24 protein-coding genes are annotated in these 21,886 nt (G+C 37.4%); 15 read left to right on the top strand and 9 right to left on the bottom strand.

The genetic code is table 11. The features are described 5' to 3' along the window. Positions 1–103: 103 nt before the first annotated feature. The 4 genes from AC3EA5_RS00750 (at position 104) to AC3EA5_RS00735 (ending at position 3,653) form a co-directional block, all read left to right on the top strand. A complete protein-coding gene (locus AC3EA5_RS00750) occupies positions 104–1,324 on the top strand; it encodes a S1C family serine protease (protein ID WP_488606693.1) in 1,221 nt (406 codons plus the stop codon). A gap of 201 nt (positions 1,325–1,525) precedes the next feature. Next, the gene (locus tag AC3EA5_RS00745) at positions 1,526–1,690 is read left to right on the top strand and encodes a CxxH/CxxC protein (protein WP_488606650.1); all 165 of its coding nucleotides are present in this window, start codon (positions 1,526–1,528) and stop codon (positions 1,688–1,690) included. Positions 1,691–1,780: 90 nt separating this feature from the next. Beyond that, a complete protein-coding gene (gene rlmH / locus AC3EA5_RS00740; RefSeq protein ID WP_488606649.1) occupies positions 1,781–2,260 on the top strand; it encodes a 23S rRNA (pseudouridine(1915)-N(3))-methyltransferase RlmH in 480 nt (159 codons plus the stop codon). A 673-nt stretch (positions 2,261–2,933) separates the two neighbouring features. After that, positions 2,934–3,653 (top strand): VCBS repeat-containing protein, encoded by a 720-nt coding sequence (locus AC3EA5_RS00735; protein WP_488606648.1) that lies wholly within the window; start codon positions 2,934–2,936, stop codon positions 3,651–3,653. A gap of 169 nt (positions 3,654–3,822) precedes the next feature. Here the strand turns inward: AC3EA5_RS00735 and AC3EA5_RS00730 are convergent, their stop codons facing one another. Together AC3EA5_RS00730 and AC3EA5_RS00725 are read right to left on the bottom strand one after the other, a co-directional pair. Next, positions 3,823–4,650 (bottom strand): hypothetical protein, encoded by an 828-nt coding sequence (locus AC3EA5_RS00730; protein ID WP_488606647.1) that lies wholly within the window; start codon positions 4,648–4,650, stop codon positions 3,823–3,825. Next, the gene (locus AC3EA5_RS00725) at positions 4,640–5,164 is read right to left on the bottom strand and encodes an RNA polymerase sigma factor (RefSeq protein WP_488606646.1); all 525 of its coding nucleotides are present in this window, start codon (positions 5,162–5,164) and stop codon (positions 4,640–4,642) included. Before AC3EA5_RS00725 ends, AC3EA5_RS00730 begins: the two co-directional genes overlap by 11 nt. A gap of 378 nt (positions 5,165–5,542) precedes the next feature. Here AC3EA5_RS00725 and AC3EA5_RS00720 point away from each other — a divergent pair, with 378 nt between their 5' ends. The 4 genes from AC3EA5_RS00720 to AC3EA5_RS00705 all read left to right on the top strand — a co-directional run bounded on the left by AC3EA5_RS00720 (position 5,543) and on the right by AC3EA5_RS00705 (position 8,790). After that, complete coding sequence (locus AC3EA5_RS00720) at positions 5,543–5,983, top strand: cell wall hydrolase (protein ID WP_394189904.1); 441 nt, start codon at positions 5,543–5,545, stop codon at positions 5,981–5,983. 287 nt (positions 5,984–6,270) lie between these two features. Further along, positions 6,271–7,464 (top strand): DUF4317 domain-containing protein, encoded by a 1,194-nt coding sequence (locus AC3EA5_RS00715; RefSeq protein WP_488606645.1) that lies wholly within the window; start codon positions 6,271–6,273, stop codon positions 7,462–7,464. 341 nt (positions 7,465–7,805) lie between these two features. Further along, positions 7,806–8,225 (top strand): hypothetical protein, encoded by a 420-nt coding sequence (locus AC3EA5_RS00710; RefSeq protein WP_488606644.1) that lies wholly within the window; start codon positions 7,806–7,808, stop codon positions 8,223–8,225. Position 8,226: 1 nt separating this feature from the next. Then, positions 8,227–8,790 carry a DUF4256 domain-containing protein gene (locus AC3EA5_RS00705; RefSeq protein WP_488606643.1) on the top strand — a complete coding sequence of 188 codons (564 nt, stop codon included), beginning with the start codon at positions 8,227–8,229 and terminating at the stop codon, positions 8,788–8,790. Positions 8,791–8,895: 105 nt separating this feature from the next. On the opposite strand, the gene AC3EA5_RS00700 is transcribed toward AC3EA5_RS00705, so the two are convergent. Continuing rightward, positions 8,896–9,339, bottom strand: a complete 444-nt coding sequence (locus AC3EA5_RS00700) for a MarR family winged helix-turn-helix transcriptional regulator (protein WP_488606642.1) — start codon at positions 9,337–9,339, stop codon at positions 8,896–8,898. Positions 9,340–9,442: 103 nt separating this feature from the next. On the opposite strand from AC3EA5_RS00700, the gene AC3EA5_RS00695 reads away from it, so the two are divergent. Both AC3EA5_RS00695 and katG read left to right on the top strand, forming a co-directional pair. Continuing rightward, complete coding sequence (locus AC3EA5_RS00695) at positions 9,443–9,859, top strand: Ohr family peroxiredoxin (protein ID WP_488606641.1); 417 nt, start codon at positions 9,443–9,445, stop codon at positions 9,857–9,859. 468 nt (positions 9,860–10,327) lie between these two features. After that, entirely contained in the window at positions 10,328–12,559 is a 2,232-nt protein-coding gene (gene katG / locus AC3EA5_RS00690; RefSeq protein ID WP_488606640.1) for a catalase/peroxidase HPI, read from the top strand. A 220-nt stretch (positions 12,560–12,779) separates the two neighbouring features. Here katG and AC3EA5_RS00685 read toward each other — a convergent pair whose 3' ends face one another. Further along, the gene (locus AC3EA5_RS00685) at positions 12,780–13,388 is read right to left on the bottom strand and encodes an SET domain-containing protein (RefSeq protein WP_488606639.1); all 609 of its coding nucleotides are present in this window, start codon (positions 13,386–13,388) and stop codon (positions 12,780–12,782) included. Positions 13,389–13,955: 567 nt separating this feature from the next. Between AC3EA5_RS00685 and AC3EA5_RS00680 the strand changes: the two genes are divergently transcribed. From AC3EA5_RS00680 to AC3EA5_RS00665, 4 genes are all read left to right on the top strand, one after another. Continuing rightward, the gene (locus AC3EA5_RS00680) at positions 13,956–14,705 is read left to right on the top strand and encodes a methionine ABC transporter ATP-binding protein (RefSeq protein ID WP_488606638.1); all 750 of its coding nucleotides are present in this window, start codon (positions 13,956–13,958) and stop codon (positions 14,703–14,705) included. Next, complete coding sequence (locus AC3EA5_RS00675) at positions 14,698–15,360, top strand: methionine ABC transporter permease (protein WP_488606637.1); 663 nt, start codon at positions 14,698–14,700, stop codon at positions 15,358–15,360. Before AC3EA5_RS00680 ends, AC3EA5_RS00675 begins: the two co-directional genes overlap by 8 nt. Before the next feature lie 15 nt (positions 15,361–15,375). Then, the gene (locus AC3EA5_RS00670; protein WP_488606636.1) at positions 15,376–16,206 is read left to right on the top strand and encodes a MetQ/NlpA family ABC transporter substrate-binding protein; all 831 of its coding nucleotides are present in this window, start codon (positions 15,376–15,378) and stop codon (positions 16,204–16,206) included. Between the two features lie 382 nt (positions 16,207–16,588). Beyond that, positions 16,589–18,226, top strand: coding sequence for a malate:quinone oxidoreductase (locus AC3EA5_RS00665; RefSeq protein ID WP_488606635.1), 1,638 nt, complete (start codon positions 16,589–16,591; stop codon positions 18,224–18,226). A 101-nt stretch (positions 18,227–18,327) separates the two neighbouring features. Here AC3EA5_RS00665 and AC3EA5_RS00660 read toward each other — a convergent pair whose 3' ends face one another. Next, positions 18,328–18,867: an ECF transporter S component gene (locus AC3EA5_RS00660; RefSeq protein WP_488606634.1), complete on the bottom strand. Its 540-nt coding sequence runs from the start codon at positions 18,865–18,867 to the stop codon at positions 18,328–18,330. 362 nt (positions 18,868–19,229) lie between these two features. On the opposite strand from AC3EA5_RS00660, the gene AC3EA5_RS00655 reads away from it, so the two are divergent. Then, a complete protein-coding gene (locus AC3EA5_RS00655) occupies positions 19,230–19,835 on the top strand; it encodes a CAP domain-containing protein (RefSeq protein ID WP_488606633.1) in 606 nt (201 codons plus the stop codon). A gap of 68 nt (positions 19,836–19,903) precedes the next feature. Here the strand turns inward: AC3EA5_RS00655 and pgeF are convergent, their stop codons facing one another. The 4 genes from pgeF to AC3EA5_RS00635 form a co-directional block, all read right to left on the bottom strand. Further along, a complete protein-coding gene (gene pgeF, locus AC3EA5_RS00650; RefSeq protein ID WP_488606632.1) occupies positions 19,904–20,668 on the bottom strand; it encodes a peptidoglycan editing factor PgeF in 765 nt (254 codons plus the stop codon). Between the two features lie 83 nt (positions 20,669–20,751). Continuing rightward, the gene (locus AC3EA5_RS00645) at positions 20,752–21,054 is read right to left on the bottom strand and encodes a hypothetical protein (protein WP_488606631.1); all 303 of its coding nucleotides are present in this window, start codon (positions 21,052–21,054) and stop codon (positions 20,752–20,754) included. 73 nt (positions 21,055–21,127) lie between these two features. Further along, positions 21,128–21,328 (bottom strand): hypothetical protein, encoded by a 201-nt coding sequence (locus AC3EA5_RS00640; protein WP_488606630.1) that lies wholly within the window; start codon positions 21,326–21,328, stop codon positions 21,128–21,130. Between the two features lie 83 nt (positions 21,329–21,411). Then, positions 21,412–21,816 (bottom strand): hypothetical protein, encoded by a 405-nt coding sequence (locus AC3EA5_RS00635; protein WP_488606629.1) that lies wholly within the window; start codon positions 21,814–21,816, stop codon positions 21,412–21,414. Between the last annotated feature and the right edge of the window lie 70 nt (positions 21,817–21,886).

The raw sequence follows: 21,886 nt of genomic DNA, 5'->3' as shown, positions 1-21,886 counted from the left end.
TCAAAAATTCATTTTTTTAAAACAATTTTAAATGCATTTTCATCTAATTTTAATGTTCGGTTGGTAAAGTAAGGATAACGAATAGAGAGAAAGGACGATGAACATGGGATATTACGATAGCCATACGCAAGAACCTCAAACAAGGGTTGTGAAAAAAGGAAGCAAAGGAGGTTATTTCTTTAGCGGTTTAATCGGAGTCATGATTGGGGCACTAATCGTTTGGCTGATGATGCCTTCGTTAGTGGGAATGATGCCCGGAGGAGTAAACGGAACATCATCCGATACTGAATCATCTTCTTTGCCATCGAACACGACACAAGTGTCAACTGACATAACGACAGATGTCACGTCGGCTGTTGAAAAAGTTGCAGGGGCAGTCGTTGGAGTGACCAATATACAATCATCTTCAGATTTCTTAAACCCATCCGGTGCATCACAGGAAGCGGGAACAGGATCTGGCGTTATATACAAAAAGTCTGGTGACAAAGCATATGTAGTTACGAATAACCACGTGATTGAAGGTGCCAATCAAATTGAGGTGACTCTCGCTGATGGTGCAAAAGTAGAAGCGAAATTGTTAGGAACTGATATTTGGACTGATTTAGCAGTGCTTGAAATGGATGCTGCCAAAGTGACGGCTGTCGCACAATTTGGTAACTCCGAAAAATTAAAGCAAGGTGAAACAGTCATCGCAATCGGAAATCCGCTGGGGCTTGATTTCTCAGGATCGGTTACTACTGGTGTCGTATCTGGTAAAGACCGAACCATACCAGTGGACTTAAACGGTGACGGCCAGCAAGACTGGCAAGCTGAAGTTCTACAAACGGATGCTGCGATTAATCCCGGAAATAGTGGGGGCGCATTAGTAAATTTAGCAGGAGATTTAATTGGCATTAACTCCATGAAAATTGCGCAATCATCAGTTGAAGGAATCGGTCTTGCGATTCCAATAAACTCAGCCATCCCGGTCATTGAAGATTTAGAACAATTTGGTGAAATGAAACGACCATCAATGGGTGTCACGTTAGTTGATGTAACAGATGTATCTGCCTTCCACCAACGAGACACACTTCGATTGCCTGAAGAAGTTACAACAGGAGTGGTAGTGGATGAAGTTGTAGGAGAATCTCCAGCAGATGTGGCCGGATTACAACGTTATGATGTCATTGTTGAAATGGATGGTGAAAAAATCGAAAACATCATTGAATTACGAAAACATTTGTACAACGAAAAAGAAGTCGGAGATTCTTTAACAATTAAAGTGTATCGTGCAGGACAACTGATGGAAATGAACTTAGAACTTACGGATAATTCGGCTCTATAATTGCTCGAAAATCACATGTGGATGAAGTAAAAGCATTGTGGATAAGATCCTGAGCTTAACAATTGATTTACACAGCGAGTAGGAGGTGCAAACCCGCACCTTTCCTACTCGCTTTAACTTTGTTAAAATAGATTGTGGATAAAGTTGTGTGAATTGTGTATAACTTAGTGAATACTTCGAAAATCGAAAGGAGAGGAAATAATGAAAATTACTTGCTGTCAAACCCATATAGACCATGCACTCGACATGTTTGTAGCGAAGCAAAATACCTTTCCGATTTTAACCGAATTAACAGATGAAGAAAAGTTATCCACAAAATGCGATCACTGTGATGACGCAGCAATATATTTAGTAGCGAACGAATGATTGCATACTATATATAGAATAAGCCTGTGGATATGTGCATAAGTCCTGTGGATAGCGTGTTTGTAAATTATATGTAAAGGTGGATAACCTGTGAATATCGCAATTGTCTCCGTAGGAAAATTAAAAGAAAAGTATTTAAAAATGGGCATTGAAGAATATTCAAAAAGACTTGGAAGCTATGCCAAAATCGATTTAATTGAAGTCCAAGACGAAAAAGCACCAGAAAATCTAAGTGATGCCGATATGGAAATCGTCAAGAAAAAAGAAGGCGAACGCATTTTAGCTAAAATTGGACCGGATACCTATGTCATTGCCTTAGCAATTGAAGGTAAAATGAAATCTTCCGAACAACTAGCCGATGATTTACAATCCCTCATGACGTACGGTCGCAGCAAAATCGCCTTTGTCATCGGTGGCTCACTTGGATTACATGAAGACGTTATGAAGAGATCTGACGAAAAGTTATCATTCTCGAAAATGACCTTGCCACATCAATTGATGAAATTAGTATTGGTGGAGCAGATTTACCGAGCATTTCGGATTATTAAAAATGAGCCTTATCATAAGTAAGTGAGGATTCTTATCATTGGGGAAAAGCTAAGCTTTATAAGAATAATATCTTTTTTTATTAAAACACAGTTCTTATATAGCCAAATACAAATCAGTTCAATTTAAAACGGAGTGCCAAAGAATTGGCGCTCCGTTTTTCCTGTTATATATTAACGTTTTAGTAAGGAGAGTGTGGAATGTTGTAAATTGAATATTGTGAGTATGGGTATGGACCCATCTCTTTCGTTACGACTTATTTAATCATCCCAATTGTTAGTTAAATTATAATCGTTGTTTAATATTTGGCACATTTCATAGCTATAAAATATTTACTTATCCTTATGGTGTCATATAAGTATTGATCTGCATATGGTACACCAAGTAATTGCCCAGTGATTTTAAAGGCGAAGTCCTTTCTTCTAATGGATTAAATCGAATTGTTACGAATCAAAAAGATATGAGTTATGGAACCGTAGCATACATTTATGGAGCCTAACTTTTTTTCAACACATAACAATAATTTTATAGGGAGTGGTTTGGGTTGGTTTGCTCATTGTGGTAGGCCTAAATACAACAAGTAAATTTCGGTTTACAGGTACAGTGATCCTACGACAATGTCATTTGATGCAGTAGCTAGAATTCTTTTAGAACGTAGGAAAGTGATGATTATAGGTATTAAGTAAAGGAGCATGTTATGAATAATTATTACGCTAGGACGAATATGAATTCTCCGAATGTAGTTTCGTTTGCTCGTGGAGATGTAACTGGGGATAGAATACTTGATAATGTCTATTTAACCGGCATAATGACTCCAGATAGTCCATTTATTCAAAATATCACCCTGCTCGTTCAAGATGGAAGATCTGGCGAGTTAACAAGTGTCCCACTTCGTGAAAATGCAGGCTACAATCCTACAGTATTCTTGGGGGATTTTACTGGGAATGGGGTAGATGATATTTTCATAAGTATTGCTACAGGTGGTAGTGGAGGAATAATGTACCATTATATTTATTCCTTTGTCGAAAATAAAGCACAATTATTATTTGATTTTAACGTATATAATGAGCAGTACCAATATGAGGTTACTTATCAAGATTATTACAAAGTGGAAGTTGTTAGCATGATAAATAATAAAAAGTACATTATAGACATCTCAACAAAAGGCACTGAGTATTTAAATGAAATATATGATGAAAATGGAAAACTGAAGAGTCCTATTACTGGATTTGTAAATCCACTTAGTGGTCTATATCCTGTAGATTTTGATTCAAATAAACGGTATGAGCTATTAGCCTATCAGAAAATTGCTGGGAGATATAATGCTGATTCTTTAGGGTTTGTTTTGAATACCTTAGCATGGTTGGATAATCGGTTTGTTTTGCAAAATCAGTATGTTGCTATTTTGGGATATTAGGATATTAAATTTATAAAAACCTCATTTAGATACATCACGGAGAACCTTATCATAAATAAGAATAAATACAAAATAAACCATCGAACTAGTACTGTTCCTAGTCTGATGGCTTATTTTACTTGTGATTTTAAAGAACATTAAAGCAGATATCTAAATTGCATACACACGGTTAAGGAGTAAAGAGATTGTTGACTATTGCCACTAAACGCCACGCACCTTCTTCATCTTGTTCGAAAACGAGGTTGAGACTTCTCCAATCCAATCCACTATATTGTTCGGTACCTGCATGATAAAACTCAACGATTTTTGAATCAGGAAAAACCGTTTTTAAATAATTGGAAGGGTCCACTTCTTGATTTTGTGTATCGACAAAGACTTCATCCGATTCAAAGAACCGCTGTACTTGAAGATGTGTATTGAAATAGTCCGCCGGTGTCATTTGTATTTCAGTATTCGCTTCACCATAGCCCCACAAATACGTTGTGTCACTATCTAATAAAGTTGGTAGTTCATTCTTTTCAAATCTTACTGTATCGTCCATCACTGAAAAATAAGGGGAAAACAGTAAACCTTTTTCTGTGTGCACATGACTGGATAGTACATCCATATCATGGTCATGGATTGCTTGTAGAATCTCTGTAGCTTGTTGCTCGAGCAGGACCGGATCATACAAATTGTTGTCCTCTTCTTCGCCAGGCGTCTGTACGACTTCTTGATCAACGTCCTGATCAATGGGTATAGGATTCTCTCCACTTGATGAGTTCGGATTATCATTTAATAGATTTACGGATAGAATACTAACGATTACGACAGCCGCCGCCGTAACAATCCCTACTTTTACTTTAATGAGAAACACTCCCTTTCGTTTTTGTCGGATATCAGAGTCTTCCAGTGTGTCCAACACTTGTTGATGGAGGAGAGCTTGAGTAGACTGGCTCATGCGATATGATGGAAATTCGTTTAATTTCTCCTCGACATTTTTTAGATTATCCTTCATGGGATTCCCTCCAATTCGGTTCATTTTGTAATGCCTTGATAGCACGATGATAGTTGGTTCGAACGGCGGTTTCTTTGCATCCTAGTATTTGTGCCGTTTCACTCACGGACAATCCTTGAATGCCCCGTAAAATTAGCACATCCCGATATTTCTTTTTTTGTTGATTGATCCTACGGTACAATTCTTGTTTCTCCTCATGGTCTATCAGAATTTGATCAGGAGAAAATCCGATGTGCTGATCCAAAGTCTCCTCATGGAAAGCCACACTCGTTCGACTGAACTTCGTTTCCTTCTGCCTCGCTTTGTCGATGGCTAAATTACGGGCAATGATAAAGAGCCATGTTTTGGGAGTCGCATGGTTTCGGTATGTGCTCATACCTTTAGCTGCTTTAATAAACACTTCTTGCACGAGATCTTCTACATCGAGAGTTCCGGAATAGTAAACTAAAAAATTGAAAACATCTTGGCTATAGAGATAAAACCAATTGGAAATAATCTCTCTTTCGTTATGCATCTATTTTGATCCTCCTATATATGTCTCTGCTTATTAGACGATTTTTATTTCATAGTGTGTCAAAAAATGGAGCAAAAAGTTTTTTGTTCTTAACACTAGATGGATTCTGCTGCAACAAGGTTGTAAATAGATACACGTATTGGAGAAAATGATGGAGTTTCAGTACAAGAGAAATGAAGAAGTATCAATAATTTAATTAACATTCCTTAGTTAAACACGAAATTGGTACATCAGCTGTTTCTTCCATTTTAGGGATGACGTAAAAGATGAAAAGTACCTCATTTAGAGTTTTTAGGAGGAGCCTTATCACAAGTAAATGAGGTTATACCATGGTATCAATGAAGACTGTTTTTCATACAATAATGTTGGGGTGAATAAATGCCAAGAGTAAAATACAAAAGTTCAGACATTGATTTAATGGCAAGGATGATGAGAGCAGAAGCCGAAGGTGAAGGAAAGCAAGGAATGTTATATGTGGGAAATGTAATTGTTAATCGTGTTAAAGCAGATTGTTTAGACTTTAAGGATGTAAGAACGGTTAATGATGTGATTTTTCAGGTACAAGGAAATAATTATTCGTTTGAAGCTGTTCAAAAAGGTAATATGTTTTATCAGAGAGCAAGAGAAGTAGAAAAAAGATTAGCAAAACAGAATTTGGATTTTTGGAGACAACACCCAGGGAAATATGCTCTTTGGTACTTTAATCCATATGGTCCTTGTCCTCCAACGTGGTATAATCAACCCTTTGCAGGTCAATATAAAAATCATTGTTATTATGAACCAATAGCTGGAACGTGTGACAGCGTTTATATGGGTTAGTTTGTCTTTTACAATGTGTCACTAGATGAAAAGTAAACGACGTTTGTTGTAAACCATTTTGTACGATCTGATATGGATTCAAACTACCATTTGTGAGGAGTTCTAGTCCCGCATTACTACTGCATGTGGCTATTTTAAAAGTTAGAAGAAATGACTTTTGAGGGTAAGCCTTTCTTCATCTAAAATATTGTTATAATGAACGAGTGTCAAAAGCTAAACGATAGCTTTGGATGCTCTTTTTTTTGTGCCTAACACGTATTTTATTACCCAGGGAGTTGAAATTATAGATGAATAAGAAGGATATAGCAGATATTCGCAAACGATTTAAGATGGATTCCGATTTACTAAAAATCGCTAACATTTATAATGTGTACATCAAGCAGGAAAGCAATGAAATCTATCATGAGGCGAGCAGCTCATTTTCTTTGTTGGACCGCGAACAGCAAGAGATGTTTCTTGATAACTTTAAAAAGGTTTTAGGCGGGAAGCTGGATGTGAAGCTATTTGAGGTGAAGTTTCAGCGTCAAGAAGAGGGGCAGACGGACCATACACAACAGCTATTATATGAGGGGCTTCGTAGGGATGATGTAAGTGCATGGAAAGTGGATATGCAACAAATTGCATTGAAGATGATTCAGGACACCCAATATGAAAAGGACATGGTGGTCACCTTCATTCGTGGAAATTATAATAAAACGACGAAACGCCAACCAGATGAAACGGAAATTGACATGAGGGATGAAGTGTTCACCACTCCTTTTATCCTCTGTAGTATGAATCAAACCGAACTGCCAAAACGTTCACTGGTGTTTGACTTTGTCGAGAAAGAGTTTAAGTCGAGTTTGCTGGTTGATCCCGTTATTAAACTGGCTTCTCCAATTGGTGGATTTTTGTTCCCTAGCTTCACGGATAACGCCGCAGACATTAATCACATCATGTATGCAGCAAGCAAAGCGAATAAACCGGATTTCCAATTTATCGAGAAGGTTTTGAACGGCGATGAAATCATGACTGCTGAGGAAGACAAAGCGGTATTTGAAGAAATCGTTAAAGTCGTGATTGGTGATGAAGTGAATTCGAGAACTCTTGCAGGTTTATATGATGAAATCAATCATATGCTTAAGGTGGAAGAAGATGATAAGGACGAAGATAGCAGTGTGCCTACTTTGGATACTGTAGAGGTTGCACGTGTGCTGAAGGCGAGCGGCGTAAAAGATGTCAATATAGAGAAAGTGGAAAGAGCCTTTCAGCAGGTGGTTGAAGATAAAAACTACGAAATGAAAGCAAGCCATATCGTTCCAAGCTACGCTTCCAAGTCAATCAAAATTAGCACAAAAGTTGCCAATATTGCGATAAGCCCCCAAGACTTACGATATGTTAAACAGGTCAATTACAATGGCAAACGCTGTATATTGATTGAGGTAGAAGAAGACACGATGATAGAAGGATTTAAGCTGCTTTCGGAAGATTTGTTGGATTAAAAGAGAGTAAGGTTGACGAGCAAGTTTCTAAAATGGAATAGGGATAAAACTCAATTAGACCAGCATATTAGAATCGCTCCAGAAATAAATAATACGAAAAACAACCACCTAAAACATGAAGTTAACAATGTTTTAGGTGGTTATTTTAAAAGGTTCAATATTACCTTGTAAATCTTTTAAAATCATTAATATTTTTTCCGAAATCACTTCAAAAAACGAGATTTATAGCTTGATAAACGTGCACAGAGATCTAAACAGTCAGTTTGTTTAATCAGATTTTATTTTTAATTGCATTTAAGTTACTCTAATAGAAAATACATAATTTCCAAAAGGTGATTCACATGCATTCACTACTATCCAAAATCAGCTACAATCAAGTGCAAACACATGAAGAAATGAAGTTACTGCCATATGCTCTAGAGTCATGTGATTGCGCCTATTGTCAAAACTACATCGCGAACATTCCTGCGTTTCCTAATGAGTTAATCTCATGGATAGAAACAATAGGAATAGATGCAAAAAAGCCAAGTGAGATTATGCAATTGGATGAGTTAGAAGAAGGGCATCTTTACTTGGCCATTTATCACTTTATTGGAAGTTGTTCAGGACTTGGAGTAGAACCGCTCATCCATAAAACGGAAAAATATACGCTTAATTTTACGACGGAGGAAATGGATTTTGTACCTATGACGTTTCCAGACAAGGTAGTACAATTAACGATAGAGATTATATTGCCATGGAAGATTGAAGAGAAGGAGTGAGATGATGAAAAAGAAATCCCTTACTGATGATCAAATGCAAGAACTATTCGAGACGTTGAAGCAGCGATTCGAAAAACATATGGATCGCCATACTCGCCTCTTATGGGACCAGGTAGAGAAGAAACTACAACAGAATCCAAATGCCGTTTGGTCACTATCGGAAATGGAGCGCACGGGCGGGGAGCCCGACGTGGTTTTGTATGATGAGAGCTCAGATATGTTTCATTTCTACGACTGCGCCAAAGAAAGTCCGAAAGAGCGCAGAAGTGTCTGCTATGACCGTGCAGCGCGAGAAGGACGGAAGAAATTTCCACCAGAAAGCTCAGCGCTGGAAATGGCTGCTGAGATGGGAATCGATTTATTGGATGAAGAGCAGTATCGCTACTTGCAGACACTTGGAGAGTTTGATCTTAAGACATCGAGCTGGATCATTACCCCTGCCGATATCCGTAAACTCGGAGGATCCTTATTTGGAGATCGCAGATACAATACCGTATTCGTTTATCATAATGGAGCCGATTCGTATTATGCGGCAAGAGGGTTCAGAGGTATTTTAAAAGTATAGTTTTCTTGGAAAAGAACAGTGGATACTTGATTCATTATAAATACAAACAGCACCGCCGAATGCATCATCGGGCAGTGCTGTTTTTAATATGGGCAAAACGGCAAATTAACATTTTGATTCTTCATTTAGTCCGAGCTTCATAGAAAACTCCGCTAGCATCTGCTGATAGCGAACATATTCCACTTCAGTCAGACCGAGAATTTCAACTAGTTTTTCAGGAATCTGTTGTGCTTCATTTTCTAAAGAAAGTCCCTTAGCAGTTAATTGAATCACGAGATGACGTTCATCGTCTGGGTTACGCGTTTTTTCAATGTAGCCAAGGGCAATTAGCTTATTGATGAGCGGAGTGAGAGTACCAGAATCTAACTTTAAGCGAGCTCCAATTTCTTTCATCGCAATTCGATCCTGTTCCCACAAAACAAGCATCACTAAATACTGAGGATAGGTTAAGTGAAGTGGTTCAAGAAGCGGCCGATAGCGTTTCGTAATCTCTTTTGAAATCGAATAAAACGGGAAGCATAACTGATTAGTTAAGTGTAATGCATTCAACGTGTGTACCTCCTAAAAGCATATGAATTGCTATTTCATTTAAATTGCCTATAATTAAATTGTGCACAATTTAATTATAACATAGTTATGAGGAGGAAACAGTATGCAAAAATTATTTACATCATCTGCAACAGCTGTAGGAGGTCGTCAAGGCAGTGTGACTTCTGAAAGTGGAACATATGATTTAGAACTTGGAATGCCAATGCCTGGCGTGGATATGACAGGTAAAACAACACCTGAAGAATTATTTGCAGGAGCATATGCAGCCTGTTTTGATTCTGCAATGAATATTGCGGCAATGCAGAAACGTATTCAATTAGCAGGATCAGAAATTACTTCTCATATATCTTTAAACAAAGGTGCGGAAGGCTATGCCATTTCAGTCGAAATGAATATTACGATTAAAGGCGTAGATCAGAAAACGGCAGAGATAATCGTTGAAGAAGGTCACAAAATCTGCCCATTCTCAAATGCGATTCGTAACAATGTAGAAGTAACATTCAACGTTAAGGCAGAATAAGCAAGTACAAACTTATATATATGAATAAACCTACTCATTTCAATCTAAAATGAGTAGGTTTATTTTATAATGAACATATTTATAAATGCATCCAAATACATATAATCTACTTGTTTAGCTATAAAATGATGATGTTCAAACCCTACAGTGGTGGGATTTATCATTTGAATGAGTATAATTCTTTATTTCTATGAAACCATCCAATCTTTTTAATTTACCGAAAATTCATAAAATTGAATACTTATCGATGTCTTTCTAAGAGATTCGAAGTTAAACTAGAAGTAGTTGCTTCTTACAATCTCAAAAAATATGTATTCGATGCTCAAATTTGGATGCTTAATACTTTTCAAATGTTCTCTACTTTATTATAATTCTAATGTAAGAATAACTATCCTTTATTAGAAGCACCCAGCATTATGATTTACAGATAGAAAGTCACTATTTTAATCATTTAGGAGGGTTTAGGAAATGGAAAACAACGTACATGATAACAATGATGAAAAGCGCCACACAGCTGCAGGAGATGCACAATGTCCAGTAACGGGCGGTCACAAAGATAGTGCGATTACGACTTCGACAAAACCAGGTCGTACGCAGAATAAAGACTGGTGGCCGAATATGATGAATATCAATATTCTGCATCAACATGATAAGAAATCGAATCCTTTAGGGGATGATTTTGATTATAAAAAGGAATTTGCAAAGTTAGATTATGATGCATTAAAACAAGATCTTCATGATTTAATGACAAATAGTCAAGAATGGTGGCCAGCTGACTATGGACACTACGGTCCATTTTTCATCCGTATGTCATGGCATGCAGCAGGTACTTATCGTACTGCAGACGGCCGTGGCGGTGGTTCTACTGGGAATCAACGTTTTGCGCCGCTAAATAGTTGGCCAGATAACGTTAACTTAGATAAGGCTCGTCGTTTGTTGTGGCCAATTAAACAAAAATATGGAAACAAAATTTCTTGGGCCGATTTGTTGGTGTTAACGGGAAATGTAGCACTTGAGTCGATGGGCTTTAAAACGTTTGGATTTGGAGCAGGTCGCGAAGACATTTGGGCTCCAGAAGAGGACGTATATTGGGGGAATGAAAAAGAGTGGTTAGCAGATAATCGTTATTCTGGTGATCGCGAATTAGAAAACCCTCTAGCTGCAGTTCAAATGGGCTTAATTTATGTGAATCCAGAAGGACCAAATGGGAAACCAGACCCTCTTGCAAGTGCCGTGGATATTCGCGAGACGTTTGCAAGAATGGGCATGAATGATGAAGAGACAGTTGCATTAATCGCGGGTGGACATACTTTTGGTAAATCACATGGTGCAGGAGACCCTTCTCATGTAGGGGATGATCCAGAAGCGGCTTTAATTGAAAACCAAGGAATTGGTTGGAAGAGTACGTATGGTTCAGGAAAAGGCCGAGATACCATTTCAAGTGGGATTGAGGGAGCTTGGACTGCTAACCCAACAAAATGGGACAATGGGTATTTTGAGCAATTATTTGAATACGAGTGGGAGTTAACTAAGTCTCCTGCTGGTGCGTATCAATGGGCTGCAAAAAACTTACCAGAAGATCATATGGCACCGGATGCAGAAGATGCTTCGATTAAAGTGAAAACAAATATGACAACTGCAGATATGGCACTTCGCATGGATCCGTCATATGAAAAAATCTCTCGTCGTTATTATGAAAACATGGATGAATTTGCAGATGCGTTTGCTCGCGCATGGTTCAAACTTCTTCACCGTGACATGGGACCAAAAGAGCGTTACTGGGGACCAGAAGTTCCTGAAGAGGTATTAATCTGGCAAGATCCAGTACCAAAAGCAGAGAACACGCTAACGTTTGAGGAATTAAACGATTTGAAAGAGAAAATCTTGGCAAGCGGGTTAACTTCTCAACAGTTAGTTAAAACAGCTTGGGCTTCTGCAAGCACATATCGTGGTTCAGACAAACGTGGTGGTGCAAACGGAGCTCGTATTCGATTCGCTCCTCAACGTAACTGGGAAGTAAACGAGCCAGAAGAGTTGGCAAACGTGCTCAATGTCTATGAAAACTTGAAAACAAGTACTGGAAATAAAGTAAGTCTCGCTGATTTGATTGTCCTTGGAGGAAATGTTGCTCTAGAACAAGCTGTAAAAGCAGCTGGTTTTGATCTGACCGTTCCGTTCACTCAAGGTCGCGGAGATGCACTCGAAGAACAAACGGAAACGGATAGCTTTGATGTATTAGAGCCAGTCTCAGACGGTTTCCGAAACTACCAAAAGAAAGAATATGCAACAAGCCCAGAAGAAATGTTGCTTGATAAAGCACAATTACTTGGCTTAACAGCACCAGAAATGACGGCATTAATTGGTGGTATGCGTGCTTTAGGTGCAAATTATCAAGGGGCAAGAGAAGGAATCTTTACCGACACCGTTGGCTCATTAACAAATGATTTCTTCGTCAACATACTAGATATGAACATTGAATGGACGCCAGCAGGTTTCAATAAATACGAAGGTAAAAACCGTGTGACAGGTGAAGTTGTTCGCACAGCAACACGTTTTGACTTAGTATTCGGCTCTAATTCAATTCTGCGTGCAATTACTGAAGTGTATGCACAAGATGACAATAAAGAAAGATTCGTTCGTGATTTCATCCAAGCATGGACCAAAGTGATGAATGCCGATCGTTTTGATTTGCAAAACTAATTAGAAAAAATCCTAGTCAGAAGCTTATTGCTGACTAGGATTTTTTGCGAATAATCAATAACCCCGAACGTTTCATAAAAACGTCCGGGGTTATTATAATTCAACGTCTTAGCAGTGATACAATTTTTTCTTTAAATTTATACGGGAAAACTGTATCAAAAAGAAACGGTATAGTTTTGATTGGGGAGATCTCTGGCTATAAATCTTTGCAAACTTTAAACTATTTTTCGTCTTCGGAATCCTCACCATAAGTGAATATAGTGAGGATGGAATCTAGTGGTTCAGTCCCCTTTGCAATCGCATTAACTTTATCAATAAATTGCTTATTCATTAAATGTTTTAGCGGTTGTTCTACATCTTTGAAATACTTGAATGCCTCTTTGGCCATCGCATCCCACTCTGCATAATAGATTAGATAGTCATTTGCAGTCACTTTTGTCCGTGCTGTTCCTTCTTCAGGCATACATTCAAACTCTTCATCATCACCAAGTGCGCCATAATCAGCTGTTAATTGTTCTCCAGGATGAATGTCTCTCACAGCTAACTCAAAATCATATGCTGTATCTACACAATTTGGATTGAAGCTGTGATTTACAAACCTAGCGTGATCCCAACAAAGAACGTATTCTCCGTCATTATCTTCATAGGCGTATTTATAAATAAAATTTTTTCGATTTTCATCAAGGCTATCAATAAATTCTTCATCAAAAATAATATCCAAATCATCTTTAATCCATACAATGGTTCCTTTAGGGATTAATTTTGTTGCGAACACACCAACGCCAATTTCTTCACTTACATATCGAATTTCTGTATCTGGATGCATCATTTTGAACGTCCTCCAAGTATTCAATTCGTTTTATTGGTAAAGAATCGCAGGTTACACTTCATTAATGCAGTGTTTTCATGGAACAAACATACTTAAGTAAGATGTTCTTTGCCATTGTTGAAGAAATACCTATCTGACAAAAGAACGTAAACCTTCCAAAAAAAAAATAAGGCCACTGTCAATATCATTATGCGAGTACTTTAGGTTTGACTTAGTTTTAAAACCTAATAATTAATAATTTTTTGAAGAACGAAGATTGTCACTCTCAAAAAGTAGCTTTATCGTAAAATGCTTTTTTTACAGGGGGACGGACAGTTGGGATAATAAAGTGAACCCTATCATAAGTAAATGCAAAGAAAATGTTATGGAGTGGAGAACCTACATAATGAGCCACAAAAAGGTAAGTAGGCCGTTGAATAAGTAGTCTTCTTATTTCTTTATATAGGCCAGCCAACAATAAGATTCTATCTATGCTTCTCCAAGTGTCCGTAAATGACAGTTCAAGCTTTTAAGGCTATAATAAAACGCATTGTAATCACCCTTCAACTTCGAGAAAGGGGTTTTTTTATGATTAAATTACATGGTGTCAGTAAAAGTTTTGGACGATTTCAGGCGATTAAATCTGTTTCTTTGACGATAGATAAAGGTGAGATTCATGGGATTATTGGTGCAAGTGGAGCGGGTAAATCCACTTTGCTGAGGCTAATGAATTTGTTGGAAATTCCGGATGACGGTGAAGTCGAAGTAAATGGTCAAAACTTAACAAATTTGAGTAGTAAAGATCTTCGACAAGAACGAAAATCGATCGGGATGATTTTTCAACATTTTAATTTAGTGGCGAATAAAACGGTTTATGAGAATGTAGCTGTATCCTTACAATTAGCGAGTTTTCCAAGGAAAGAACGTAGAAGCCGCGTGATGACCTGTCTTGAATTTATAGGGTTAGAGACTTTTAGTGAAAAATATCCTGCACAATTAAGTGGCGGAGAAAAGCAACGCGTTGCGATTGCAAGAGCCCTAGCGAATAATCCCCGAGTTTTATTATGCGATGAACCCACCTCTTCGCTTGATCCCAATACAACTGCTGAAATTTTAGGGGTATTAGAAGATGTCAATAAAAAGCTAGGTGTTACTATTGTCATTGTCAGTCATGAGATGGAAGTCATTAAAAGTATATGTAATCGTGTCACCGTCCTCGCAAATGGTGAAATCTATGACACTGTGTTGATTGAACCAAGTAGGATTCAAAAGATTGATAATAACCCTAGATACTTTGTCGAGCAACTAACCGCGGGTGGGGAGATTCATGATGCCTGAAATATTAGTTCAATATGAAGTAGAAATTTTATTGTCTATTGGAGAAACCTTTGTAATGGTAGGTGTCTCTATATTAGCGGCGATTCTTGTTGGTCTCCCGGTTGGAACGTTCCTTTTCCTATTAAGGAAGGGGCAAGTGCTTGAAAACCGATTTGCGTTTTCGACTTTGAATTTATTGGTGAATATCATACGTTCTTTTCCGTTTTTATTGTTAGTTGTTTTTTTAATTCCTTTTACAAGGTTCGTCATTGGAACGGCTATTGGAACTGCGGCAGCAACAGTTCCGTTGGCTATAATAGCAATTGCGCATTATTCGAGATTAGTCGAACAAGCTTTATTGGACGTGCCAAAAGGGGTTATGGAAGCTGCCATTTCGATGGGTGCTTCTGTTAAAGAAATAATCGTTAAATTTCTATATGTGGAGGCTCGTTCGGGATTGGTTCTCGGATTAACAACATCGATTATTAGTTTCATTTCCTATTCGACGATTATGGGAGTCGTCGGAGGCGGTGGTATTGGGGACTTTGCCATTCGATATGGATATCAACAATTTAAAACAGACTTAATGATTTACATGATTATTATTATGGTCATACTGGTACAACTAATCCAATTTACTGGGACAACTGTATCGAGACTGATTGATAAAAGATAAACAATAGGAGGAAATATGAAAAAATTACTTTTACTTATTACAATGTTTGTACTTATTTTAACTGGTTGTGGCAAAGAGGAAGAGACGAAGGAAAAAGGCAATGTGCAAGAAAATGATCAAGAAGAAGTAACGTTGAAAGTGGCTTCTTTGATTCCCCCAATGACCGAAATTTTGGAGCTTGTTAAACCAAAACTTGCAGAGGAATCCATTAATCTCGAAATCGTTGTTTTAGGAGATAATGTTCAGCCTAACAGTGCGCTTGCAGCAGAAGAAGTGGATGCGAATTTCTTTCAACATGTTCCTTACATGGAGGAATTCAATCGAAATAATGATTCAAATTTAGTGCCTATCGAACCGATCTATTTTGCGAATTATGGTACGTATTCGAAAGACTACAAGTCGATGGACGAATTACCTGAAGGAGCTGTCATTGCCATTGCGAATGACGTATCAAATATAGATCGTTCTTTGTCTTTATTAGCACAACATAATGTCATCACGTTAAAAGAAAAAACAGGTCCATATTATACGACAGCCGATATTGAAGAGAATTCAAAGAACTATAAGTTTGAGGAAGTCGATTTGTTAATGTTAGCGAGAATGTATGATGATGCTGATGCGGTAGTCATGACACCTGCTTATGCAGCACCTCTTGGTTTAACGCCTAAAAGTGATGCTCTTCTATCTGAAGGAGACGAAAACGACTTTGCCATTACGTTAGTGGCTCGCAAGGATAATGAAGATTCAGAGGCCATTAAAAAACTAGCTGAAGCTATGACTAGCCCAGAAGTACGCAAGTTTTTAGAAGAAAATTATGATGAAACGGCAATTCCAGCTTTCAAATAATAAATCAGAAAGGGCTATTCGAGTTGACTTCCAACTGAGAATAGCCCTTTTTTGATAATAAATAGATCAGTAAAGTTCTCTAATAGAAAGAACAATCACTATGCATACAACATTTGAAGTCGCACCATCAAAGCACTGTATAGTTTCACTGACGGCTTAATATGTGTTCTTAGGACCTGCTGTATAAACTTTTGTTTCTAAATAGCTTATAATGGTAGGTAGTAGTAATGTTTTAATCTATTTAAAATTGTATTACACTATATTATGGACTTCATTGAAACAGAAAAGGTGTGTGACTAGGTCTCGCCTAGGCTTTGTGTGTATCCTAAGCAGGAGCGCCTACATCCGTTCTGCAATTTTAGGGTAAGGATGGTTGGTAAAAATGAGCATTGAAGAAAAAAATACAGACGTCATCTTAATTGGTGCCGGAATCATGAGTGCGACTTTAGGAACCCTTTTAAAAGAATTAGTACCGGAATGGAATATTACTGTGTTTGAGAAGCTTGAGAGTGCGGGAGCAGAAAGCTCTAACGAGTGGAATAATGCCGGAACAGGGCATGCCGCATTGTGCGAACTGAACTACACGAGTGTAAAGCCAGATGGCTCAATAGATATTAGTAAAGCGATTCAAATTAATGAACAGTTTCAGCTTTCTATGCAGTTTTGGTCTCACCTTGTAAAAAATAAATTGATCAGCAATCCGCAAGACTTCATCATGCAATTGCCTCATATGAGTATGGTACAAGGGGAACAAAATATTGCATTTTTAAAGAAACGCTTTGAAGCAATGTCAAATAACCCTCTATTTCAAAATATGGAATTTTCCGATGACCATGAAGTTCTAAGGGAATGGATTCCATTGGTTATGCAAGATCGCCCAGCGAACGAAGCGATTGCGGCTACTAAAATCGACAATGGAACAGATGTTAATTTTGGTGCATTAACACGTTTGCTGTTTAACCATTTAAAGAGTAACAATGTCGATATCAAATATAAGCATAGCGTTGAGAATATGAATCGTACGAGTGACGGTTCATGGGAGCTAAAAGTACGGAACGACAAAGGTACCGTAGAACGCCATAAGGCTAAGTTTGTCTTTATTGGAGGCGGAGGCGGAAGTCTTCATTTACTGCAAAAGTCTGGGATCCCAGAAGGAAAACAGATTGGCGGCTTCCCGGTAAGTGGCTTATTTTTAGTTTGCAACAAGCCTGAAATCGTAGAGCAACATCATGCCAAAGTATACGGCAAGGCTAAAGTTGGGGCTCCCCCAATGTCAGTTCCACATCTAGATACAAGATTTATCGACAATAAAAAATCGTTGCTATTCGGACCATTTGCTGGCTTCTCACCGAAGTTTTTAAAAACAGGTTCTATGTTAGATTTAGTCACTTCTGTAAAACCAGACAATCTAGTCACGATGTTAGCAGCTGGCGCAAAAGAGATGTCGTTAACAAAATATTTAATCGAACAAGTTATGCTGTCGAAAGAAAAACGCATTGAAGAGTTACGAGAGTTTATTCCAAACGCGAAACTTGAGGATTGGGACATCGTAGTAGCTGGACAACGCGTGCAAGTGATAAAAGATACTGAAGCGGGTGGCAAAGGTACACTTCAATTCGGTACGGAATTAATCACAGCAGCTGACGGTTCGATTGCCGCATTACTAGGTGCTTCTCCAGGGGCTTCAACTGCTGTGCAAGTAATGTTGGATATTATTAAAAGATGCTTCCCACAACATGTTGAAGAGTGGGAACCGAAAATTAAAGAAATGATTCCTACTTACGGTATGTCTTTAATGGACAACCCTGAGCTTTTACAAGAAATGCACTCGTCTACAGCAAATGCACTTGGCCTAATCAAAAAAGAACAGCCAATCATTGATTCTACTTCTCTTGAAGAAGAAACAATTGTGGATGCAGGAGATAGCGAAGAAAACAATGAAATTGAAGTAAATGAAGTAAATGAAGTAAATGAAGTAAATGAAGTGAATGAAGTGAATGAAGTAAACGAAAAAGTTTAAGCAATTCCTTTTGCTAATAAATAAAGAGAAGTAGAGAGCTTATTACACTAAGCTTCTACTTCTCTTTTTATGTTCATGAAATTAGTCGTACAAGGTAGTGTCTATTTAAAGAATGATACTCTTTTTAGCATAATCGCAACAGGGATGGCTACGATAATCCCGATTACATTTTGAACGATATTCCCAGGAATTGAGGCAACTGGTGCAATCCAGTTATTATATAAAATTCCTTCACATACATAGTAAACAGCTAACATCGGAGGGATAGAAACGATCATCGCTAGTAAATTGAAAGCAACGCTGCTCCCATTACGACCATTTGACCAAGCAATTTTTCCTACAATATATCCTTGTAAACCGCGAGCGACGATCGTAAATGGTGCCCACAATGTCCATCCAGCGAATAAATCGAATAATCCCATCCCAACAGCTCCAGCAATCGCAGCTTTTTTAGGGCCAAATAAAATAGAAGCGATAAATAGCATAGCGGTTCCCAAATGCACTAATCCGCCATTTGCTGCAATGGGCAGTCTGATATTTAATGAATTAGTCGCAACGAAAACGAGTGAAATGAGCATAGAAGTAATAATTAAATTAAATGTTTTTTTACGTGAACTTGAATAGCCTTGTATATGTTGCATAGTTAGATACCTTCCTCACCTTTTAAATTCAAAGATAAGATTAGCAAAGGTCTGGCATATTTAAAAGTATCAGTTTTGATTAAAGTGTAGGGGTCAGTTTTAGAAGGAAGGCAAATATTCAGCAAACGATTCTTTTAAAATGAAAGAAACTACTAAATTCACATATAGTAATTCTTTCCTATTACAGTTTGATTTCAAATAAATATCTATCCTTCTTGCAAAAATGCGTTCTATTTCAAGAGATTTTAAATTGTATATTTCACCTGTAATGATGTTGTAAAAAACCATCCATATATTAAGAGGTTTATTAACCTTCCAAACTATTTATCATGAAGATATACCAAATTGGAAGGATTGAGTCGATGTTTAAAAAAGTAGGAAAAGTCACAATAGCTTCATTACTATCAATAGCTTTATTCTCCCCAACAACAGCTATGGCAAATAGTACATATAAAGTAGTTTCAGGAGATTCTCTTTGGAGAATTGCAGTGAAAACACAAACGGGTGTTAAGGAATTAATTGAGTCAAATCCAAATCTTGCGAATCCAAATTTGATTTACCCTGGACAAACGATTAATGTCCCGACAAAAGAACAAGCGAGTATCGAACAAGAAGTGACCAAACTCGTTAACGTGGAAAGAGCAAAAGCTGGACTTCCAGCTTTGAAGAGTGATTGGGAACTTGCAAGAGTGGCAGAGTTTAAGTCTCAAGATATGCGTGACAAAAACTATTTCAGTCACACAAGCCCAACGTATGGCTCACCGTTTACAATGATGAAAAACTTTGGCATTACGTATAGATCTGCTGGAGAAAACATTGCAAAAGGTCAAAGAACGGCATCTGAGGTAGTACAAGCATGGATGAATAGCGAAGGTCATAGAGCGAATATCATGAGTAAAAACTTCACACATATTGGTGTAGGACATGTAGAAGGAAATTACTGGACACAGATGTTCATTCAAAAATAATAGAAATACGAAAGCACATCAGCGATTACCGTTGATGTGCTTTTTGATATTAAAGGAATCGATTACGTTCATTCATCTTTTCTCATAATAAAACTTAAATGCCTGCCGCTCTTCTTGTCTTGACGATAAGAGAAACCATCAGGGCTTACATAAGTACAAGTGGGATCAATTTTAATGTGAGAAGCGGGAATACCAGCTAACTCACATTGCTTTTTCACAGTTTGTTGATTATCAATATGATACTTGTTGGACTCTTCATTGTAGTACATAAACTCATCCGCGTAGCCAAGGGCTTTAAATTTCAAGTATACATCTTCATCAACTTCAAACTTTTCCTGACTTAGCGCTGCACCAATTTGAACATGGACATCACGTAAATCACATTGTTCTAGTTGTTTTAAATGCTCAAAAAGTTTCAAGGAAATTTCTTTTATTGTCCCTTGCCATCCAGAGTGAATGACGCCAATAAGGCCAGTAATTTCATTGTGAAAAATAACGGGTACACAATCGGCAGTAAAACTGCTTAATACTATGTTAGGCTCATACGTGTATAATGCGTCCGTGTCTACAATCGCTGTATCTGTTCGATCCGCTCCGCGTCCTTTGTCTGCAAATGTTACCTTATGAAAGTTCGCGCTATGTGTTTGATTCGCACAAACGAAATCACTCAGTCCACACTGCAAGGTCGCAGCCAATTTTTCGCGATTTGCTAGGACAAATTCAGGGTTTTCACATGCATGGAGCGCCATATTGTTGTGTTCTGGTTCAAGAGAATCTTTCATTGTCGTACCCATTATTAAATTTTCGTTGTCTATATACATAGTTGTTTGCATTTCATCACCTGTTTCTAATATATAGCAGGGTAGGGATGATGTATAGGATAGTCAATTAGTGAAAATGATTAAAAACACTTCTATTACTCTTTGCTGCTTGACTCTCTCTCAGATTTTTTTGTTCTAATAAATGAGTTTAAATCTCGAAAAATAATACAATACCCAAGCAACGCCAGAGCTATCGTTAAATATGCAACAGTAGGGTAATCATCAAATAAATATTCTCTTTGAGCGATGATGAAGTAATGTGTCAATAGTAATAAAAGAAACGTATGAATGATTGAAATCATTTGTTTATGTTTCCTGAAAACTAATACAGAAATTAGGTATACAACACCTAAAGCCCACAAAGCATTAATCACAAATAATGATATTTCTATTTCCACTATTAACACACCCCTAATAAGAATTTGCTACTTATTAAATATTTCTTGTACCTTATAAAATACCTTTAGAAGTTCAATCTTCAACTCCTGGATTTATTTTAAATAAGTACAGTCCAACTGAACCAAATACACTAGTTACAGCAATCACAGTGATAGCAAATATAGCTTTTGATGTTAAGTGAGCTCCATATGACAATGAACTAAACCATACTAACTCAAAAAATAAAATAAGACCCCATAGTATATAAAAGACTTTCAATAGGTCATTGTTCAAACTAATGCCTCCCAAAAATAATAATCATTATTAAAATGCCAGTTTCTTGGTCGTGATACCAAATTGCAAATCAGCAAACATATTCATTTTTTGTACTCACTTATAACTTCGGACAGGTGTTTGTCGAACTCACTTGCTTCGCTATAATATTCATAGATAATAAACATATCTTCTACCACATATAACTTGTGGGCTACCATATCCATCGATTCTGTTTTCTTAATAAAAGTATCTCTTGCCTTTTGAGCTAAGCTTTTATTCGGATACTTATAGATATGCAGGAAACCTTCACTCGTAATTTCAATGTGATGGGGTTCCATTCCGACCAGTCTTTTATCAAATATAGATTTATGGTTAATTGATACTTCATTAATTTCAATGCTTTCTTCGCTTAAGTATTCTTTAAATCTCTCGATACTCCCTTTATAAAAAAATAGTCCAATAAATAAACAAAGGGTAATAAGGATAATAGAGATAATTTTCTTCATTTTGAGCACCCCTAATTCAGAAATAAACTCTTCTTCAAATAACCCGATGTGTTAGTTCAATAAATTCAAC

This window comes from Paenisporosarcina sp., from assembly GCF_057785155.1.
Note: the sequence above shows the minus strand (reverse complement) of the source record. Positions and strands in the feature narration are given on the sequence as shown.

What these genes read in the sequence shown, in the direction of transcription:
- AC3EA5_RS00750 (WP_488606693.1), top strand. Translation starts at nt 104, where the DNA reads ATGGGATATTACGATAGCCATACGCAAGAACCTCAAACAAGGGTTGTG.
- AC3EA5_RS00745 (WP_488606650.1), top strand. Translation starts at nt 1,526, where the DNA reads ATGAAAATTACTTGCTGTCAAACCCATATAGACCATGCACTCGACATG.
- AC3EA5_RS00735 (WP_488606648.1), top strand. Translation starts at nt 2,934, where the DNA reads ATGAATAATTATTACGCTAGGACGAATATGAATTCTCCGAATGTAGTT.
- AC3EA5_RS00730 (WP_488606647.1), bottom strand. Translation starts at nt 4,650, where the DNA reads ATGAAGGATAATCTAAAAAATGTCGAGGAGAAATTAAACGAATTTCCA.
- AC3EA5_RS00725 (WP_488606646.1), bottom strand. Translation starts at nt 5,164, where the DNA reads ATGCATAACGAAAGAGAGATTATTTCCAATTGGTTTTATCTCTATAGC.
- AC3EA5_RS00720 (WP_394189904.1), top strand. Translation starts at nt 5,543, where the DNA reads ATGCCAAGAGTAAAATACAAAAGTTCAGACATTGATTTAATGGCAAGG.
- AC3EA5_RS00715 (WP_488606645.1), top strand. Translation starts at nt 6,271, where the DNA reads ATGAATAAGAAGGATATAGCAGATATTCGCAAACGATTTAAGATGGAT.
- AC3EA5_RS00710 (WP_488606644.1), top strand. Translation starts at nt 7,806, where the DNA reads ATGCATTCACTACTATCCAAAATCAGCTACAATCAAGTGCAAACACAT.
- AC3EA5_RS00705 (WP_488606643.1), top strand. Translation starts at nt 8,227, where the DNA reads ATGATGAAAAAGAAATCCCTTACTGATGATCAAATGCAAGAACTATTC.
- AC3EA5_RS00695 (WP_488606641.1), top strand. Translation starts at nt 9,443, where the DNA reads ATGCAAAAATTATTTACATCATCTGCAACAGCTGTAGGAGGTCGTCAA.
- katG (WP_488606640.1), top strand. Translation starts at nt 10,328, where the DNA reads ATGGAAAACAACGTACATGATAACAATGATGAAAAGCGCCACACAGCT.
- AC3EA5_RS00685 (WP_488606639.1), bottom strand. Translation starts at nt 13,388, where the DNA reads ATGATGCATCCAGATACAGAAATTCGATATGTAAGTGAAGAAATTGGC.
- AC3EA5_RS00680 (WP_488606638.1), top strand. Translation starts at nt 13,956, where the DNA reads ATGATTAAATTACATGGTGTCAGTAAAAGTTTTGGACGATTTCAGGCG.
- AC3EA5_RS00675 (WP_488606637.1), top strand. Translation starts at nt 14,698, where the DNA reads ATGCCTGAAATATTAGTTCAATATGAAGTAGAAATTTTATTGTCTATT.
- AC3EA5_RS00670 (WP_488606636.1), top strand. Translation starts at nt 15,376, where the DNA reads ATGAAAAAATTACTTTTACTTATTACAATGTTTGTACTTATTTTAACT.
- AC3EA5_RS00665 (WP_488606635.1), top strand. Translation starts at nt 16,589, where the DNA reads ATGAGCATTGAAGAAAAAAATACAGACGTCATCTTAATTGGTGCCGGA.
- AC3EA5_RS00660 (WP_488606634.1), bottom strand. Translation starts at nt 18,867, where the DNA reads ATGCAACATATACAAGGCTATTCAAGTTCACGTAAAAAAACATTTAAT.
- AC3EA5_RS00655 (WP_488606633.1), top strand. Translation starts at nt 19,230, where the DNA reads ATGTTTAAAAAAGTAGGAAAAGTCACAATAGCTTCATTACTATCAATA.
- pgeF (WP_488606632.1), bottom strand. Translation starts at nt 20,668, where the DNA reads ATGCAAACAACTATGTATATAGACAACGAAAATTTAATAATGGGTACG.
- AC3EA5_RS00635 (WP_488606629.1), bottom strand. Translation starts at nt 21,816, where the DNA reads ATGAAGAAAATTATCTCTATTATCCTTATTACCCTTTGTTTATTTATT.